Genomic DNA, 19281 nt, shown 5'->3' on the forward strand with positions numbered 1-19281 from the left:
ATGAAAGGAGTGGGCCATATGTCTTCCATTACTAAGACTAAAAAAGAACGTGATTTCCACCATCTCTCAAAGCCCTGGAATGTCACTTTTAATCTGATAGCCGGCATCTTTGCGTTTCTGTGCGTGTTTCCGTTTCTGTTCGTCGTGATCATCTCCTTCACCGATGAGGTGGCGCTGGCGCGGGATGGCTATAAGCTGATTCCGGCAAAATGGAGTCTCGGCGCATACCGTTATGTGTTTGAATCAGGAGATATGCTGCTGCGTTCTTATGGTGTGACGATTTTTGTAACGGTGATAGGGACGATTATCAGCCTTTTGTTTATCGCTTTTTATGCGTATGCCATTTCCCGGAAAAGCTTCCGTTACCGCAATTTTTTCTCGTTCTTCGCGTTTTTTACCATGCTGTTCAACGGTGGACTTGTGCCGACTTATATTATCGTTACGCAGTTTCTAAGCCTGAAGGATACGATCTGGGCGCTGATTTTGCCGCTGGCGGTGAATGCTTTTTACATTATGATTCTGCGCACCTTCTACAGCACGAGTGTGCCTGATGCCATTATCGAATCCGGTAAAATCGACGGGGCGGGCGAGTTCCGTATCTTCCTGAAATTGGTGTTGCCTTTATCACTGCCCGGTCTGGCTACGATTGCTTTGTTCAGCACCCTCGGCTATTGGAATGACTGGTTCAATGCGCTGCTGTACATCGACAACCCGAATTTAGTCCCGCTGCAATCGATGCTGATGCGGATCGAGACCAGTATGCAGTTTATTTTGCAGAACTCCCAGAACAGTTCGCTAAGTCTGGAAGCTCTTCGCTCCATGCCGCAGGATACATCGCGGATGGCGATGGTCGTGCTGGCGACAGGGCCGATTATTTTTGCCTATCCGTTCTTCCAGCGTTATTTCATTCAAGGTCTTACCGTAGGGGCTGTTAAGGAATGAGTTATACAGACCCGAATTTACCTGCTGAAGAACGGGCGGAGCATCTGCTCGGACTGATGACTTTGGAAGAGAAGGCCGGTCAGCTGATTCAGCCTTTTGGCTGGCAGGCCTATGAACATAGAGACGGTAAGATGACCTTGACAGAAAGCTTCAAGGAGAAGGTTGCCGGGGGCGGCGTTGGTTCGCTTTACGGGATGTTGCGCGCTGACCCGTGGACCGGTGTGACGCTGGCTACTGGCCTGTCTCCGCGTGAAGGTGCGGAAGCGGTGAATACGCTCCAGCGGTATGTGCTGGAGCATTCGCGGCTGGGCATTCCGGTATTGATCGGCGAGGAATGCTCGCATGGCCACATGGCGATCGGGGCCACCGTATTCCCGGTGCCCCTGTCGCTCGGCAGCTCCTGGAATGTAGAGCTGTATCGTGAGGTCTGCCGCGCCGTAGCGCTGGAGACACGCAGTCAGGGCGGCGCGGTTACGTATTCGCCGGTGCTGGATGTGGTGCGCGATCCCCGCTGGGGCCGCACCGAGGAGTGCTTCGGCGAGGACGCTTACCTGATCAGCGAGATGGCGGTTGCGGCTGTTGAAGGTCTGCAGGGGGAATCCTTGCAGAGCGGCGGCAGCGTGGGGGCTACGCTGAAGCATTTTGTGGGATACGGCAGCTCAGAAGGCGGCCGGAATGCCGGGCCTGTGCACATGGGCTGGCGTGAACTGCTGGAAGTGGATCTGCTGCCCTTCAAAAAAGCGGTCGAAGCGGGTGCAGTCTCCATTATGCCTGCTTATAACGAAATAGACGGCGTGCCTTGCACGACAAATACAGAGCTACTAGAGGATATACTCCGCGAAGCATGGGGGTTTGAGGGTCTAATCATTACCGACTGCGGAGCTATAGAGATGCTGGCCTCTGGCCATGATGTGGCTGAAGATGGCATGGATGCAGCAGTGCAGTCACTGGAAGCCGGCATCGACATGGAGATGTCCGGGGAAATGTACGGCAAATACCTGGTGGATGCCGTTCGTGAAGGCAAGCTGGACCCGGCACTGCTGGATCGGGCGGTCCGCCGTGTGTTGACGCTCAAGTTCAGGCTGGGCCTGTTCGAGCAGCCATTCGCTGATCCCGATGCGGCTGAACGCGTCATCGGCAGCAAAGCGCATCAAGAGCTGGCCCGGCAAGTGGCGGGCGAGAGCATCATCCTGCTGAAAAATGAAGCAGGTGTGCTGCCATTGTCCAAGACCGCCGGCACGATCGCCGTCATTGGCCCTAACGCCGATGCCGGGTATAACCAGCTCGGCGATTATACCTCACCGCAGCCTCCGGCTAAGGTAGCGACCGTGCTCAGCGGCATCCGCAGCAAGCTGGCTGCAGAGCCGGAGCGGGTGCTCTATGCACCGGGCTGCCGGATCAAAGGCGATTCGCGCGAAGGTTTTGAAGCCGCGCTCGCTTGTGCAGAGCAGGCTGATACCGTTGTTATGGTCGTCGGCGGCTCCAGTGCACGCGATTTCGGGGAAGGCAGTATCGATCTCAAGACAGGCGCGTCCAAGGTGACGGAGAATGCCTGGAATGATATGGACTGCGGCGAAGGCATTGACCGGGTGTCATTGACCCTGTCGGGAGTGCAGCTGGAACTGATCCAGCAGGTTCATCAGCTCGGCAAACCTGTGATTGTTGTTTATATTAACGGCCGTCCGGTGAGTGAGCCTTGGATTGACGAGCATGTACATGCCATTCTGGAAGCCTGGTATCCAGGCCAAGAAGGCGGGCACGCTGTTGCGGATATCCTGTTCGGCGATGTGAACCCGTCCGGGAAGCTGACTGTATCCGTGCCGAAGCATGTGGGCCAGCTCCCGGTCTATTACAACGGTAAACGTTCCCGTGGCAAAAGATATCTGGAGGCCGATTCCCAGCCTCAATATCCGTTCGGCTTCGGGCTTAGCTACACTGAATTTACGTACTCCGGGTTGAAGGTGGAGCCGGAAGTAATTGCGGCTGGGGAGACGGCTACAGTTTCCGTGGACGTTCAGAATACAGGAGACCGTGAAGGCGCAGAGGTGGTGCAACTGTACATTTCCGATGTCGCCAGTAAGGTCACCCGTCCCGCCAGGGAATTGAAGGCTTTTGACAAAATCAAGTTGGCTCCGGGTGAGAAGCAAACCGTGTTGTTCACGGTAGGGCCGGAGCAATTGCAATATATCGGACCGGATTTAAGACCTGTTGTAGAGCCAGGAGCGTTTAAAGTGCTGGTGGGTAAGCATGTAAATGATACACTGAGCACCGATTTGACGGTGAGGGGGTAAAGACATGGAACGCATTAAACGCTTCATCCGCGAGCTCTCCGAGCAGCAATGGCTAGAGGTGCAGGAATTGCGCGATTGGGAGATTTTGTCCTCGGTGTATCAATTGCCGGGACAGTATGACAAGCTGCAGCCTTATAAGGACGGCAGCAATTATGATCTGTTCCCGAGTGTGCAAGGAACGACCTATTTCTTCCGCCGTACTTTGGAGATTCCGGCTAACTGGCTGCCGGGCCACATCGGGTTGATTTTTGCTTCAGGTGGGGAAGGGCTGCTGCGGGTGAACGGTGAATCGCGGCAAGGACTCGACCGCAATCATACCTTTGTGACCCTGACAGGTGATCCATCTGGCCGTCCGTTGGACCTGGAAATCGAACTCTTCGATCCGGTCCCCGAGCCGGTGGACCCATTAAATCAACAGGCGGTGATCCAGCCGCCGATTCGGATGATCCACAGCCAGCTGGTGCTGGTGAATAGACCTGTGCAGAGTCTAATGTACACGGCAGTAGTGATTCGCGATTCGGCAATTCTGCTGCCTGAGCAGGACCAGCGTCGTAAGCGGATGCTGGAAGCTTTGTATGTGGCAATGGATCAATTCGTTGGCCTTACCACGCAGGAGATCCGCGAGGGTGGTGAGATTTCGCGAATCGAGCAGAAGCTGCGGGGCAGAGTCGGGGAGATCGGCGGTCATGCCGAAGGAACAATCCACATGGTGGGCCAGTCCCATATCGATATTGCCTGGCTGTGGCCTGCGCGCGAGACCGTGCGCAAGACGAGCCGGACGTTCTCGACGGTGAATGCCCTGATGGACGAATATCCTGACTATCAATATGCGCAGAGCCAGCCGCTGCTGTTCGAATATTTGAAAGACAATGACCCGGTACTCTATGAGAAGGTCAAGGCACGCATCCGTGAAGGACGCTGGGAACTGGTCGGCGGGATGTGGATCGAACCGGATCTGAACATTCCGAGCGGAGAATCGTTGATGCGGCAAATGCTATATGGTCAACGCTTTTATCTCGAAGAGTTCGGGCGCACCTCGCAGATTGAGTGGCTGCCGGATACCTTCGGCTACTGCGCTTCTCTGCCGCAGATTCTGCAGCATGGTGGCATCAAATATTTTATGACCACCAAGCTGGGCTGGAATGACACAAATGTCTTCCCTTACGATCTGTTCCATTGGGTCGGCATTGACGGCACGCCGATGTTGTCTTACCTGAATCATGGGGTCAATGAGAATACGCTGCCCAAAGATATTCATGAACACTATCAGTCCTTCCGTGAAAAAGATAAACATAATGAGCAGATGCTGCTCTATGGGCATGGTGACGGCGGCGGCGGGGTCACCCGCGAGATGCTGGAATATATCCAGCGTGCCGAGCTAATGGTCGGCCAGCCGGAGAGTAAATACAGTAATGCCGCGGATTTCTTCGCGGGCATTACGCGCAGTCAGCCGCAGCTGCCGCAGTGGCGGGGCGATCTGTATCTGGAGCTGCACCGCGGCACCTACACCACGCACGGCCGCAACAAGCGGAACAACCGCAAGGCGGAAGTGTTGTACCGTGAAGCGGAGCTGTGGCAGACATTAGCTTCGCCGCAGCTGGACACGAAGCAACATACCGTAGTTGCCGGGCAGCTGCATCAGGGCTGGAAGCTGATTTTAATGAACCAGTTCCATGATATTATTCCGGGCTCGGCGATTACCGAAGCATACGAGACCTCGGAGAAGGAGTACGCAGAGGTGTTTGAGCTTGGCCGTGTTGCGCTTCAGCCGGGGCTTGCGGCATTGGCCGGGAACATTAACACGTCAGGCGAGGGTACACCTTACATTGTTTTTAATGGTTTGGGTTGGACGCGGGATGCCGTGGTCGAACTTGCTCTCAGCGAAGAAGTAGCCGCCAGCGGAAACTTTGCGGTGTATGGCGAGGATAACGTACTGCTGGAAGCAGATGTCCTGACGGAGGAGGCAGCAGTTTCTGGTGTCTCGGTTCTCGTTCCTGAGATTCCGGCCTTTGGCTACAAAACAATCTGGATTCGTGATCTGTCTCAGAACACATCCGATGAAAGTAATGTAGAATCTGCCGCTGCTGAACATAATCAAACTGCTGTAGGAGCTGTTCCCTTCGGCGACCGTTGGGAGACGGACTATTATCGTATTACCTTTAACGAGCGGGGAGAAGTCACCAGTCTTTTTGATAAAAAAGGAAACCGGGAGATCGTAAAATCCGGTGAGCCGGCGAACCGCTTCCACTTTTTCCATGACCGTCCGACGCTTTGGGATGCCTGGGACATTGACAACCGTTATGAAGCCCAACCCGCCGGGGAGGCTGAACTTATAGAAAAGGCAGTGGTCCGCACTGGTGCGGTGCAGGATATTTTGCGCTTCCGCTGGAAGCTGGGCCAATCCGAGATTACTCAGGATATGATTCTACATCACCATAATCCCCGGATTGATTTCCAGACGCATGTGAGCTGGAACGAAGCCCATAAGCTGCTTAAGGTAGGGTTTCCGATTGATGTTGTGACGGATAAGGCGACTTACGAGATTCCATTTGGTGCGCTGGAACGTCCGACCCACCGCAACACCAGCTGGGAGCAGGCGCAGTATGAGGTTTGCGGGCATCGTTTTGCCGATGTATCGGAACGTGGATATGGTGTCAGTCTGCTGAATGATTGCAAATACGGTTATGACATCCAAGGCAGTACCATTCGTTTGTCGCTCCTGCGCGCGCCGAAATGGCCGGATGCTACTGCGGATCTCGGCGAGCACGACTTCACCTATTCGCTATATCCGCACTGTGGGGATTGGCGGGAGGCTCATACTGTTCGCCGTGCAGCAGAGCTAAATCATGAGCTGTATACTTTTGCCGCTTCATCAACACAGGGGCAGCTGCCGCCAACAGGCTCATTTATTGGATTCTCCGGTGAACATGTGGTGCTGGATACGATTAAGCCATCCGAGGACGGGCAGGGGACTGTTCTCCGTTTCTACGAATCCTCGGGAGGCCGTGAGCAGGTTCAGCTCAAATGGCAGCATCCAGTTCAGAGCGTCTACCTGTCCAATGCTCTGGAAGAGCAGCTGGAACTGATCGAACATACGGCTGGCGGTGAATTGGAACTTCACTTTGCCCCTTACGAGATCAAAACAATTTACATCAGAAATTAAATAATCACATCACAGATGCAAAGGAGCATATCTCACTTGGAACAATTCCGATTACCCAAAATAGCAATGCCCCAGCTGCCGCTGCCGCAGGCTGTGCAAGAAGTACTTGCCGAAGCAGAGGAGAAGCTGGCACATCGCCCGAAGCTGTTGCAGCTGTTCAAGAACTGTTTTCCGAATACGCTGGAGACGACGACTAAACTGCTGGATGACGGAACCACCTTTGTGATTACCGGCGATATTCCGGCCTCCTGGCTGCGTGATTCAGTGGAGCAGGTAATTCAATACGTGCCTCTGGCCAAAAACGATCCCGATCTCCAGCGCATTATCGGCGGTCTTATCAAACGCCATATTCAGTATATTCATATCGATCCTTACGCCAATGCATTTAATGAGTCGGCCAATGACTGGCACTGGAACACTACGGATGTGACCGAGATGTCGCCATGGGTGTGGGAGCGTAAATTTGAGATTGATTCGTTATGTTTTGTTGTGCGCCTCGCTTATACCTACTGGAAAGAGACGGGCCTGACTGATTTCTTCGACGCTGGGTTCAAGTCGGCCATGCGCCAGATTTTCGATTTGTTCAAAAGAGAGCAGCGGCATTTCGAGCAGTCTCCGTACCGGTTCAGCCGCAATAACGGCATTCCGGAAGATTCTCTGCGCAATAGCGGTCTCGGCATGCCGGTGAACTATACCGGAATGATCTGGTCGGGCTTCCGGTCCAGCGATGATGCCTGTGATTTCCACTACAACATTCCTGGCAATATGTTCGCTGTTGTCGCGCTGCGCCAGATGCAGGAATTCGCGGAGTGGGTCTTCCGCGATCTAGACTTCCTGGCTGAACTTAAAGAGCTGGAGGTTGAAGTGGATCATGGCATCAAGCTCTATGGCATTTATCGCCATCCGGAGTTTGGTCCGATTTATGCTTATGAGACCGACGGCTTCGGCAATTACTGCCTAATGGACGATGCGGGAACGCCCGGACTGATCTCCATTCCGTATCTGGGTTACGCTTCGGCGGATGATCCCATCTACCAGAACACCAGACGTTTCGCATTGAGCAAAGAAAATCCGTTCTATTATGAAGGCACAGCTGCCAAAGGGATCGGCAGCCCGCACACTCCGGAGAACTATATCTGGCATATGGCGTTGTCTATGCAGGGCATTACGGCTCAGACTGCCGAAGAGAAGCTGGGACTGATTGCCATGCTGGAAAGTACGGATGCCGGAACCGGATATATGCATGAAGGCTTCCATGTGGATGATCCTAGTGTATTTACCCGCAGCTGGTTTGCATGGTCGAACAGTTTGTTCTCGCAGCTTGTCTATCGGGCGATGAAGGAAGGTATTCTGTGAGCGGGGGCCGTATCATCCTGTTCGCGGACCCGTCTTTTCCCGGGTATACCGCAGCGGGCGGACTGACAGCGGAACAGGCACAGTCTATAGGAATACATCATACTGACCCTCCTGTTCATGCAGCACAGCTAGCCGAAACGCTGGACAGTGCCAAGGCCGGGGACTGCTTCGTTAGCTTCCATGCTCCATACTTCCCAAAGGAAGCTTGGCCTTCCATCGTCGCTTATTTGAGCAGAGGCGGCAGTTTGATCAGCATTGGCGGTGCCCCGTTTAAGCATCCAGTCCGCCTAGTCGCTGAAGAGTGGCGGGTCGAAGCTGAGCAGACTGCCTATCACCGCCAGCTGCATATCCATGAAGCGCTGCGTGTGAGCAGCGCAGATCGCATACAGCAGCATGTCGCGCTTAGAGACATTCCGCTCTTCGTAGGCGATGAGCAGCTGCTGGCCCTGTCGGATACCTGGAACCTGGTGCCGCATGTCACTAAAAGCAGTGACCTGCCGGAGCAGATGGGTTCCAGTGGACCCATGGACACGCGGATCTACCCGCTGCTTAAGGGCATTACCGCCGCCGGGCGGGAAGTTTCAGCTCCAGCTGTGCTGTGGGAGCATATCGGCGGGCCTTTTGCCGGTGGCCGCTGGATCTTCATCGGCCAACCGCTTACGCCTGATTTCTGGAATCAAGGCGGAACGGAAGCATTAACCCGCTGGGCAACTTTTGCCGCTCGGGGAGTAACAGAGCTGTGGCTGAAGCCTAACTATGCTTCTTATGAAGAAGGCGAGCGGCCGCTGCTGTTTTTGCAGGGTCAGCGGCTAAGCCGTAGCCAATCGTCACCGACATCAGCGCAGTGGACCCTGAACATCACTCTGAGCAAAGACGGGGAGTCCATCCCATGTTTCACTCACGAGTGCAAGCTTGAGGTCAGTCGCGAGCTGAACTTCCTACGTGTACCGCTTGCTATAGAAATTCAACCTGGCCTGTATCATCTTTCTTGCCATGCTGTATCGGAAGAAGGCGAAGTGCGGATGTTGCGTCAAGGCTTTTGGGGATATGACGTGGGCCTGTTATCGCAGGGGGAACCGATTAAGGCTGGAAGAGATTATTTTATCAAAGACGGTCAGCCTTTACCTGTTGTCGGCATGACTTATATGACCTCTGACGTAGCGCGGAAGTTTCTATTCCTGCCAAATGCTGATGTCTGGGATCGGGATATGGCACAGATGCGGAAGGCAGGCATCAACTGGATTCGTACCGGCATCTGGACAGCCTACCGCAATATTATGCAGGTAGACGGTCATGCCTCGGAAGAAGTGCTGCGGGCGATTGATGCTTTTCTACTGACTGCGAAGCGGCATGAGCTGCAGGTTACCTTTACGTTCTTCTCCTTTACGCCCGAGACTTGGGAAGGGACGAATCCTTATCTCGATCCGCGCAGTGTAGAAGCGCAAAAACGGTTCATCCGCTCCATCGTCGCACGGCATCGCACGACAACCCATGTCGATTGGGATTTGATCAATGAACCGTCAATGTTCGATCCGCCGCGGATTTTCTCGGACGGACCGAGCTCGGCGCGAGATAAATATGAACGCGCTGCTTTCTCTGCTTGGCTGGAAGAACGCCATGGTGATATAACTTCGCTGCAAGAGCGCTGGAATATGACGCCGCTGGAATTGCCGGATTTTGCGGCTGTACAACCTCCTGAGCGAGAAGAGATTAACTTTAGTGTGCAGGATATTCATTCCGGGAAGCGCGGCACACGTTGGCTCGACTACTGCCTGTTCTCCATGGACATGCACAACGTATGGGCAAGGGAGCTTAGCGGCACTATCAAGGAACTCTGCCCAGATCATTTAGTGACCGTAGGGCAGGATGAGGCTTTAGGTGCCCAACGGCCATCGCCGTTCTTTTATGAGCGCGATGTCGATTACACCACTGTTCACAGCTGGTGGTTGAATGACAATCTGCTCTGGGATGGAATTTTTGCCAAAACCCATCATAAACCGAACCTCATTCAGGAGACCGGCATCATGTACGTAGAGTCGCCAGACGGACGGGCTAAACGCAGTGAGGAAGAATTGCGGGCCATGCTGGAGCGCAAATATGCCTATGCGTTTGCTTCTGGAGGTGCCGGGGCTGTGCAATGGATCTGGAACACGAACTTTTATATGGATAATGCCAATGAATCACAGATCGGTGCGCTGCGGGCCGATGGGACTGAGAAGCCGGAAGCGGATATGTCTTATGATTTTGGGCGGTTCATCGGCGAAGCCGGGGGATTATTTGACGGGCGGAAGCTGGAAGAGATTGCCGTAGTTTTCCCTTACTCGAATGACTTCTCTAACCGGAAGCTCGCCTATGATGCGACTACCCGCCTGACACGGATCTTATCTTATCAGCTTCATTTGCCTTTCCGCGCCGTATCGGAATACGATCTGGCTCCGCTGGAGGCAGAGCCGGCTAAGTTGATTCTCCTGCCGAGTGTGCACAATCTGGATACTGACGCCCTTCAGCAATTGCTGGACATAGTGGAGCGTACAGGTGCCGTTCTGCTCATTACTGGAGCATTGGGTGTTGATGCGTATTGGCAGCCTTCGGATCGTATGGACGCAATAGTAGGAGCCCGTAAACTTGGCAACATGCGCCGTGAGGAGCAGCTTCTATTGAACGGACGCAAGTTTGCAGTGTCCTACGGACAGAAGCGAATCGCAGAGCTAGTCAAAGAAACGCCAGCAAATGCAGATGTTGATTCGTCTAGCTCAGGAGGTGTAGGTGATCATCTCATCGAACGCCAGCTTGGCGCAGGTCGCCTGATCTGGTGCCCGCTACCTTTAGAACTGAATGACCGCGACGAGCCGATCGCCGCGCTCTACCAATATGCTGCACAAGCCGCAGGTATCGAAACCGGGCTGGAATGGATCAGCGGTGGAGACCTGCCAGGTGTGTACGGGCGAAAGCTTGCTTTTGCAGAAGGTTCATTGTATATCTTCGTATCTGAATACGCCTGGGATGCCGGACTTGAAATAAAAGATCCTGCAACTGGAGCTCATTACTCATTTTTACTGGAGAAAGAACGTTCGGTGTTGTTTGCAGCTGATTCAGCGGGCAAGCTGGTAGCTGTCTACAGACCTGAAGAGGTTAACATTACGCTTAATAAATGCTGAAGAACTGAGGTGTACACACAGATGACCCACACAACAACCAAAACAGCCCATATCGTGTCCCATACTCACTGGGACCGTGAATGGTATTTGCCCTATGAGAAACACCACGTCCGTCTGGTTCAACTGGTGGATGCACTGCTTGCGAAGCTGGACGGAGATTCCGCCTTCCGCAGTTTTTACCTCGATGGGCAAACCATTATTCTGGAGGATTATCTTCAGGTTCGGCCAGAGAACAAAGAGAAGCTGGAGAAGTATATCCGGGATGGGCGAATCTTGATTGGACCTTGGTACATTTTGCAGGATGCGTTCCTGACGAGCGGCGAGGCAAATGTGCGGAATATGCAGATCGGCCATCAGGATGCCGAGAAATACGGTGAGCCTTCCAAAATCGGTTATTTTCCTGATACCTTTGGATTGGTCGGACAGACTCCGCAGCTGATGTTGCAGTCAGGGATTACGAATGCTTTTTTTGGACGCGGGGTGAAGCCTACGGGATTTAACAACACTGTATCGGATGCAGGTTATGAGTCCTCTTTCTCCGAGCTGATCTGGGAAGGGCCGGATGGATCCAAAATTCTCGGTATCCTATTTGCCAACTGGTATTCTAACGGCAATGAAGTTCCTGTTGAGGAAGGTGCGGCTCGGGAATTCTGGGACCGTAAGCTTGCGGATGCAGAGAAGTATGCTTCAACGGGGGAGTTATTGTTCATGAACGGGTGCGACCATCAGCCTCTGCAATTGGATTTGCCGGAAGCTATCCGCACCGCCGAAAAGCTATACCCTGAAGTGAAGTTCGTGCATTCAAATTTCCCGGACTATCTGCAAGCCTTGGATCAGCAATTATCCTCGGGTCAGCGGGAGCTCTCCACCGTTACAGGGGAACTGCGCAGCCAGCGTACAGACGGATGGGGCACCTTAGTGAACACAGCCTCAGCCCGGGTTTATTTGAAGCAGATGAACCAGCTGGGCCAGACTCTTTTGGAAAAAGTAGCCGAGCCGCTGGCCTCCATCGCCTGCCTGTCCGGACAGGACTACCCGCACCATCTATTCACCTATGCCTGGAAGACGCTGATGCAGAACCATCCGCATGACAGTATCTGTGGTTGTAGTGTGGATGAAGTGCATCGTGAGATGGTAACTCGTTTTGATAAAAGCCGGCATGTTGCTGAGAGCATCATAGATGACAGTGCTAAGTTTATCGCAGATCAAGTGGAGACTTCTGGCTTTTCCGCATACGGGGAAGATGCAGTTCCTTTTATAGTGATGAATACCACGGGGTGGAAGCGAACGGGAACGGTAACTATAGAGCTGGATGCTGAACGGTTATATCTGCGCGAGGGTTATCCTTTGGATGAGACTGCCCGCAGAATGCTGGCTGTTGATTTGTCCGGCAGGATTCTCGTCGATCATACAGGGGAGGAATTAGCGTCTACAGTGGAAGATCTGGGTTTAAGCTTTGGTTATGATCTGCCTGATGACCAATTTCGTCAGCCGTATATGTGCCGCAAAGTGAGACTTACTTTTGAAGCACGCAATGTGCCTGCACTTGGGCTTTGTACTTACGCTTGGGTACAATCAACTACGGAATCCGCTCAGGGAAGCTCTTTAATAGAAGGAGAGCGCAGCTTGGAGAATGCATCTCTCAAGGTAGTTGTTGCTGAGGATGGTTCATTTACGTTATTGGATAAGCATAGCGATACCACTTATCGTGAGTTGGGGATTTACGAGAATACCGGAGACGTAGGCAATGAATACATGTACAAGCAGCCAGAAGGTGAACAAGCGCTGACGACCAAAGGCCAGCCTGCAGTTATTAAGGTGATTGAAGACTCTCCCTTCCGTGCGGCCATTGAGATCCGAATAGATTGGGAGATTCCGGCTTCGGCGGATGACACCTTGGAGGCGGAACAGCGTGCACTTGTGTATTATCCTGAGCGTAAAGCGCAGCGGAGTGTAAATACGGTGGTTTTGAAGCTTCGTACCGTCGTATCGCTGGAGCGGGAAGGCAAAGGTGTGCATATTGAATCCACAATTAATAACCAAGCCAAGGATCACCGGATACGAATGCTTTTCCCGACCGATCTGTCTACCGATGTGCATCGTGTGGATTCTATGTTTGAAGTGGCTATCCGAGATAATAATCCAGCACCAGAATGGGCAAATCCGAGCAACACTCAACATCAGCAATCCTTTGTGGATGTCAGCAATGGCGATGTAGGACTTACGGTAGCCAATCAGGGATTGAACGAATATGAGGTTCTGCGGGATGGACGCAATACTATTGCCATCACCTTATTACGCAGTGTAGGGGAATTGGGGGATTGGGGCTGGTTCCCAACACCGGAAGCACAGTGCCTGGGCGAATACACAGCACAACTGGAGCTGATTCCTCATTCTGGTGAGGGAAGTGAACAGCGGGCATATACAGAGGCCTATCAATTCCAGATCCCTTGGACGGTATGTCAGACCGGCCTGCATAGCGGGAAGTGGAACTCTGGATATACCCCATTGGTTTGGGAGGGAGACAACATGGCCTTCTCATCCATGAAAATGAACGGAACTTCCGGCGACTTGTTTTTGCGTTGGTACAATATGTCCGCTCAGCAGACACAGTTGCAACTGGAAGTGAACAGTCCTCAAGAGTATTTATTTAAAAGCAATATCTTAGAGCAGCCTAACCCTGCTTTACAAGGAGTAACGTCTTCGGTTCACCACTTAGAGGTCGGACCATCTGAGATTGTAACTGTAGGTGCGAAATTAAGCTTCTAGGTAAAAAGATGCCCCGGCGCTTCCCTGCTGGGGCATCTTTTGATTTACTTTCTTCTATAAGACTTGTGCCAATCTTGAATGGCCTCTTGGCGGGAGGGGAATCTCAACTGGATCCAATGGTTTGTTTCCCATTCATGAATCGCCTGCTGTTTAGTTTGGTAAAAGCTGTAGTCGCAAATGTTCCAGCTGTTATACAGTTTCTGATACCATTTCCCTTTAGGGATGTCGCCAGGATAGCGGCGGACGGCTTTATTGGCTTGTTTTTTAGCCCATGAGGAACCGTGTTTCTGTTGGTCGCTGCAAACGGGTTGCTTTTTCACACTTCTGCTCATTGATTCTCCAACCTCCTTTTAGAGGGAAGCTAGAGATCATGTAAGGTCTTTATATGAATCACCTCTTTGCCAAAAAAATAATGGAATTGATACCTATGTATGAAGGGGGCTCTGATGTTAATAGATAGACGCGGAAAAGGGGAAGGCGGTTGCGATACAATTGCGGAAAAGTATGTGTTTAGTTTTATTAAAATAAAGCTTGCAATGCATCTCCATACATGATATATTCTAAGTCCGGCCAAGAAGTACACATGCCGAGCTCGAAAAAGAAGTTAAAAAAAGAGCTTGACATTAAATAGCCGAACATGATATAGTATAAGAGTTGCTGCTGAGACATTAAACGGCGCCAACGAGAACTTGATCTTTGAAAACTGAACAACGAGTGAGTAGGAAATCACGTAAGTGAAATCCAAAATTAGAGAATTAATTTTCTCGTCAGATGTTTCAAAATGAGCATATCGCTCTTTTCAATACTAATTGGAGAGTTTGATCCTGGCTCAGGACGAACGCTGGCGGCGTGCCTAATACATGCAAGTCGAGCGGAGTTACTTTGAAAGCTTGCTTTCAAAGTAACTTAGCGGCGGACGGGTGAGTAACACGTAGGCAACCTGCCCTTCAGACTGGGATAACTACCGGAAACGGTAGCTAATACCGGATAATTTCTTTTTTCTCCTGAGAGAAGAATGAAAGACGGAGCAATCTGTCACTGAGGGATGGGCCTGCGGCGCATTAGCTAGTTGGTGGGGTAACGGCCCACCAAGGCGACGATGCGTAGCCGACCTGAGAGGGTGAACGGCCACACTGGGACTGAGACACGGCCCAGACTCCTACGGGAGGCAGCAGTAGGGAATCTTCCGCAATGGGCGAAAGCCTGACGGAGCAACGCCGCGTGAGTGATGAAGGTTTTCGGATCGTAAAGCTCTGTTGCCAGGGAAGAACGTCCGGTAGAGTAACTGCTACCGGAGTGACGGTACCTGAGAAGAAAGCCCCGGCTAACTACGTGCCAGCAGCCGCGGTAATACGTAGGGGGCAAGCGTTGTCCGGAATTATTGGGCGTAAAGCGCGCGCAGGCGGCTATTTAAGTCTGGTGTTTAAACCTTGGGCTCAACCTGAGGTCGCACTGGAAACTGGGTGGCTTGAGTACAGAAGAGGAAAGTGGAATTCCACGTGTAGCGGTGAAATGCGTAGATATGTGGAGGAACACCAGTGGCGAAGGCGACTTTCTGGGCTGTAACTGACGCTGAGGCGCGAAAGCGTGGGGAGCAAACAGGATTAGATACCCTGGTAGTCCACGCCGTAAACGATGAGTGCTAGGTGTTAGGGGTTTCGATACCCTTGGTGCCGAAGTTAACACAGTAAGCACTCCGCCTGGGGAGTACGGTCGCAAGACTGAAACTCAAAGGAATTGACGGGGACCCGCACAAGCAGTGGAGTATGTGGTTTAATTCGAAGCAACGCGAAGAACCTTACCAGGTCTTGACATCCCTCTGAATCTGCTAGAGATAGCAGCGGCCTTCGGGACAGAGGAGACAGGTGGTGCATGGTTGTCGTCAGCTCGTGTCGTGAGATGTTGGGTTAAGTCCCGCAACGAGCGCAACCCTTAACTTTAGTTGCCAGCAGGTTAAGCTGGGCACTCTAGAGTGACTGCCGGTGACAAACCGGAGGAAGGTGGGGATGACGTCAAATCATCATGCCCCTTATGACCTGGGCTACACACGTACTACAATGGCCGGTACAACGGGAAGCGAAGCCGCGAGGTGGAGCCAATCCCATCAAAGCCGGTCTCAGTTCGGATTGCAGGCTGCAACTCGCCTGCATGAAGTCGGAATTGCTAGTAATCGCGGATCAGCATGCCGCGGTGAATACGTTCCCGGGTCTTGTACACACCGCCCGTCACACCACGAGAGTTTACAACACCCGAAGTCGGTGGGGTAACCCGCAAGGGAGCCAGCCGCCGAAGGTGGGGTAGATGATTGGGGTGAAGTCGTAACAAGGTAGCCGTATCGGAAGGTGCGGCTGGATCACCTCCTTTCTATGGAGAATCGTTCTCTGCAATGAGAACATTCAAATCGGAAGCTCAGCTTCCAAAACTCAGGTTTAGGCCTGTTACTCACTCGTTGCTCAGTTTTGAGAGTTTAAGCTCTCAAGTAAGACTTGATCCTTGAAAACTGGATACCGAAACGAATTTGCGTTTTAGAACATCTTTTAGCAACTTGTGTAAGCAAGTAAATGTTATTAGTGAGATGATTCCAAAGAGAATGTCATCGTATGATATTTTCCTGCGGAAAAATCAAGGTTAAGCTAATAAGAGCACACGGAGGATGCCTAGGCGCCAGGAGCCGACGAAGGACGTGGCGAACAACGAAACTGCCTCGGGGAGCTGTAAGCAAGCTTTGATCCGGGGGTGTCCGAATGGGGAAACCCAGCTGTGGTAATTCGCAGTTACTCATACCTGAATACATAGGGTGTGTAGAGGCAGACCAGGGGAACTGAAACATCTAAGTACCCTGAGGAAGAGAAAACAATAGTGATTCCGTCAGTAGCGGCGAGCGAACGCGGAACAGCCTAAACCTAAGAGCTTGCTCTTAGGGGTTGTGGGACGTCTCACATGGAGTTACAAAGGAATATGGTAGGTGAAGAGGTCTGGAAAGGCCCGCGATAGAGGTAAAAGCCCTGTAACCTAAACTGTATTCTCTCCGAGACGGATCCCGAGTAGTGCGGGGCACGTGAAACCCCGTATGAATCCAGCAGGACCATCTGCTAAGGCTAAATACTACCTGGCGACCGATAGTGAAACAGTACCGTGAGGGAAAGGTGAAAAGCACCCCGGAAGGGGAGTGAAATAGAACCTGAAACCGTGTGCTTACAAAAAGTCAGAGCCCTATTAATGGGTGATGGCGTGCCTTTTGTAGAATGAACCGGCGAGTTACGTTTAACATGCAAGGTTAAGCCGAGAAGGTGGAGCCGCAGCGAAAGCGAGTCTGAATAGGGCGAATTAGTATGTGGACGTAGACCCGAAACCGTGTGATCTACCCCTGTCCAGGGTGAAGGTGCGGTAACACGCACTGGAGGCCCGAACCCACGTACGTTGAAAAGTGCGGGGATGAGGTGGGGGTAGCGGAGAAATTCCAATCGAACTCGGAGATAGCTGGTTCTCCCCGAAATAGCTTTAGGGCTAGCCTCGGTATAAGAGTAGTGGAGGTAGAGCACTGATTGGGTGCGGGGTCCGCAAGGATTACCAAGCTCAGTCAAACTCCGAATGCCATATACTTATTGCCGGGAGTCAGACAGTGAGTGCTAAGATCCATTGTCAAAAGGGAAACAGCCCAGACCATCAGCTAAGGTCCCCAAGTGTGTGTTAAGTGGGAAAGGATGTGGAGTTGCACAGACAACCAGGATGTTGGCTTAGAAGCAGCCACCATTGAAAGAGTGCGTAATAGCTCACTGGTCGAGTGACTCTGCGCCGAAAATGTAACGGGGCTAAACACACCACCGAAGCTATGGCTAGATGCTTTGCATCTGGGGTAGGGGAGCGTTGTGTAGGGGTTGAAGGTGTACTGAAAAGAGCGCTGGACACTACACAAGTGAGAATGCCGGTATGAGTAACGAAAAGATCAGTGAGAATCTGATCCGCCGAAAGCCCAAGGTTTCCTGAGGAAGGCTCGTCCGCTCAGGGTAAGTCGGGACCTAAGGCGAGGCCGAAAGGCGTAGTCGAAGGACAACAGTTTGAAATTACTGTACCACCGTAATCCGCTATGAGCGATGGGGTGACGCAGGAGGGTAGTGACGCGGACTGATGGATGTCCGTCTAAGCAGTGAGGCTGATGTGTAGGCAAATCCGCACATCGATAAGGCTGGGCTGTGATGGGGAGCGAAAATTATAGTAGCGAAGGTCATGATCTCACACTGCCAAGAAAAGCCTCTAGCCAGGAGAAGGTGCCCGTACCGCAAACCGACACAGGTAGGCGAGAAGAGAATTCTAAGGCGCGCGGAAGAACTCTCGTTAAGGAACTCGGCAAAATGACCCCGTAACTTCGGGAGAAGGGGTGCCCCGGTAGTGTGAATAGCACGAGGGGGCCGCAGTGAAAAGGCCCAAGCGACTGTTTAGCAAAAACACAGGTCTGTGCGAAGCCGCAAGGCGAAGTATACGGGCTGACGCCTGCCCGGTGCTGGAAGGTTAAGGGGAGTGGTTAGGGGTAACCCGAAGCTATGAACCGAAGCCCCAGTAAACGGCGGCCGTAACTATAACGGTCCTAAGGTAGCGAAATTCCTTGTCAGGTAAATTCTGACCCGCACGAATGGCGTAACGACTTGGGCGCTGTCTCAACGAGAGATCCGGTGAAATTTTAATACCTGTGAAGATGCAGGTTACCCGCGACAAGACGGAAAGACCCCATGGAGCTTTACTGCAGCTTGATATTGAATTTGGGTACGATCTGTACAGGATAGGTGGGAGCCGTAGAAATCGGAGCGCAAGCTTCGGTGGAGGCGCCGTTGGGATACCACCCTGATCGTATCTAGGTTCTAACCTAGTGCCCTAATCGGGTACGGGGACCGTGTCAGGCGGGCAGTTTGACTGGGGCGGTCGCCTCCTAAAGAGTAACGGAGGCGTTCCAAGGTTCCCTCAGAATGGTTGGAAATCATTCGCAGAGTGCAAAGGCATAAGGGAGCTTGACTGCGAGACCTACAAGTCGAGCAGGGACGAAAGTCGGACTTAGTGATCCGGTGGTACCGCATGGAAGGGCCATCGCTCAACGGATAAAAGCTACCCTGGGGATAACAGGCTTATCTCCCCCAAGAGTCCACATCGACGGGGAGGTTTGGCACCTCGATGTCGGCTCATCGCATCCTGGGGCTGAAGTAGGTCCCAAGGGTTGGGCTGTTCGCCCATTAAAGCGGTACGCGAGCTGGGTTCAGAACGTCGTGAGACAGTTCGGTCCCTATCTGTCGTGGGCGCAGGAAATTTGAGAGGAGCTGTCCTTAGTACGAGAGGACCGGGATGGACGTACCGCTGGTGCACCAGTTGTTCCGCCAGGAGCATGGCTGGGTAGCTACGTACGGACGGGATAAGCGCTGAAAGCATCTAAGCGTGAAGCCCCCCTCAAGATGAGATTTCCCAATTAGTAAGACCCCTTGAAGACGACGAGGTAGATAGGTTGGAGGTGGAAGTGCAGCAATGCATGGAGCTGACCAATACTAATCGGTCGAGGGCTTATCCTAAAAATACCCCAAAAAGTGAAGAAGAAGCTGCGAAGCTAATTCCGAATACT

At 52.4% G+C, this 19281-nt stretch carries 7 protein-coding genes and 2 rRNA genes; 8 read left to right on the forward strand and 1 reads right to left on the reverse strand.

Going from position 1 to position 19281, the window contains the following annotated elements; all coding sequences use genetic code 11:
- Positions 1–18 precede the first annotated feature (18 nt).
- From NST40_RS04055 to NST40_RS04080, 6 genes are read left to right on the forward strand one after another with little or no spacing between them, the layout of a single operon-like run.
- Positions 19–942: a carbohydrate ABC transporter permease gene (locus NST40_RS04055; RefSeq protein WP_076219931.1), complete on the forward strand. Its 924-nt coding sequence runs from the start codon at positions 19–21 to the stop codon at positions 940–942.
- Positions 939–3233, forward strand: coding sequence for a glycoside hydrolase family 3 N-terminal domain-containing protein (locus NST40_RS04060; RefSeq protein WP_342410426.1), 2295 nt, complete (start codon positions 939–941; stop codon positions 3231–3233). Before NST40_RS04055 ends, NST40_RS04060 begins: the two co-directional genes overlap by 4 nt.
- A 4-nt stretch (positions 3234–3237) precedes the next feature.
- Positions 3238–6396 carry an alpha-mannosidase gene (locus tag NST40_RS04065; RefSeq protein ID WP_342410427.1) on the forward strand — a complete coding sequence of 1053 codons (3159 nt, stop codon included), beginning with the start codon at positions 3238–3240 and terminating at the stop codon, positions 6394–6396.
- 36 nt (positions 6397–6432) lie between these two features.
- Positions 6433–7752 (forward strand): glycoside hydrolase family 125 protein, encoded by a 1320-nt coding sequence (locus NST40_RS04070; protein ID WP_342410884.1) that lies wholly within the window; start codon positions 6433–6435, stop codon positions 7750–7752.
- Positions 7692–10910 carry an alpha-amylase family protein gene (locus NST40_RS04075; RefSeq protein WP_342410428.1) on the forward strand — a complete coding sequence of 1073 codons (3219 nt, stop codon included), beginning with the start codon at positions 7692–7694 and terminating at the stop codon, positions 10908–10910. Before NST40_RS04070 ends, NST40_RS04075 begins: the two co-directional genes overlap by 61 nt.
- A gap of 21 nt (positions 10911–10931) precedes the next feature.
- Entirely contained in the window at positions 10932–13679 is a 2748-nt protein-coding gene (locus NST40_RS04080) for an alpha-mannosidase (protein WP_342410429.1), read from the forward strand.
- A gap of 44 nt (positions 13680–13723) precedes the next feature.
- On the opposite strand, the gene NST40_RS04085 is transcribed toward NST40_RS04080, so the two are convergent.
- Positions 13724–14011 carry a hypothetical protein gene (locus NST40_RS04085; protein WP_076221172.1) on the reverse strand — a complete coding sequence of 96 codons (288 nt, stop codon included), beginning with the start codon at positions 14009–14011 and terminating at the stop codon, positions 13724–13726.
- 474 nt (positions 14012–14485) lie between these two features.
- Between NST40_RS04085 and NST40_RS04090 the strand changes: the two genes are divergently transcribed.
- Positions 14486–16043: ribosomal RNA gene (locus NST40_RS04090) — 16S ribosomal RNA — on the forward strand.
- A gap of 262 nt (positions 16044–16305) precedes the next feature.
- Positions 16306–19231 (forward strand): 23S ribosomal RNA (locus NST40_RS04095).
- The 16S and 23S rRNA genes sit together here, the layout of an rRNA operon.
- Positions 19232–19281 lie beyond the last annotated feature (50 nt).

Origin of the sequence: Paenibacillus sp. FSL R10-2778 (assembly GCF_038593035.1) — a bacterium.
Taxonomy (GTDB): Bacteria; Bacillota; Bacilli; order Paenibacillales; family Paenibacillaceae; genus Paenibacillus_AQ; species Paenibacillus_AQ odorifer.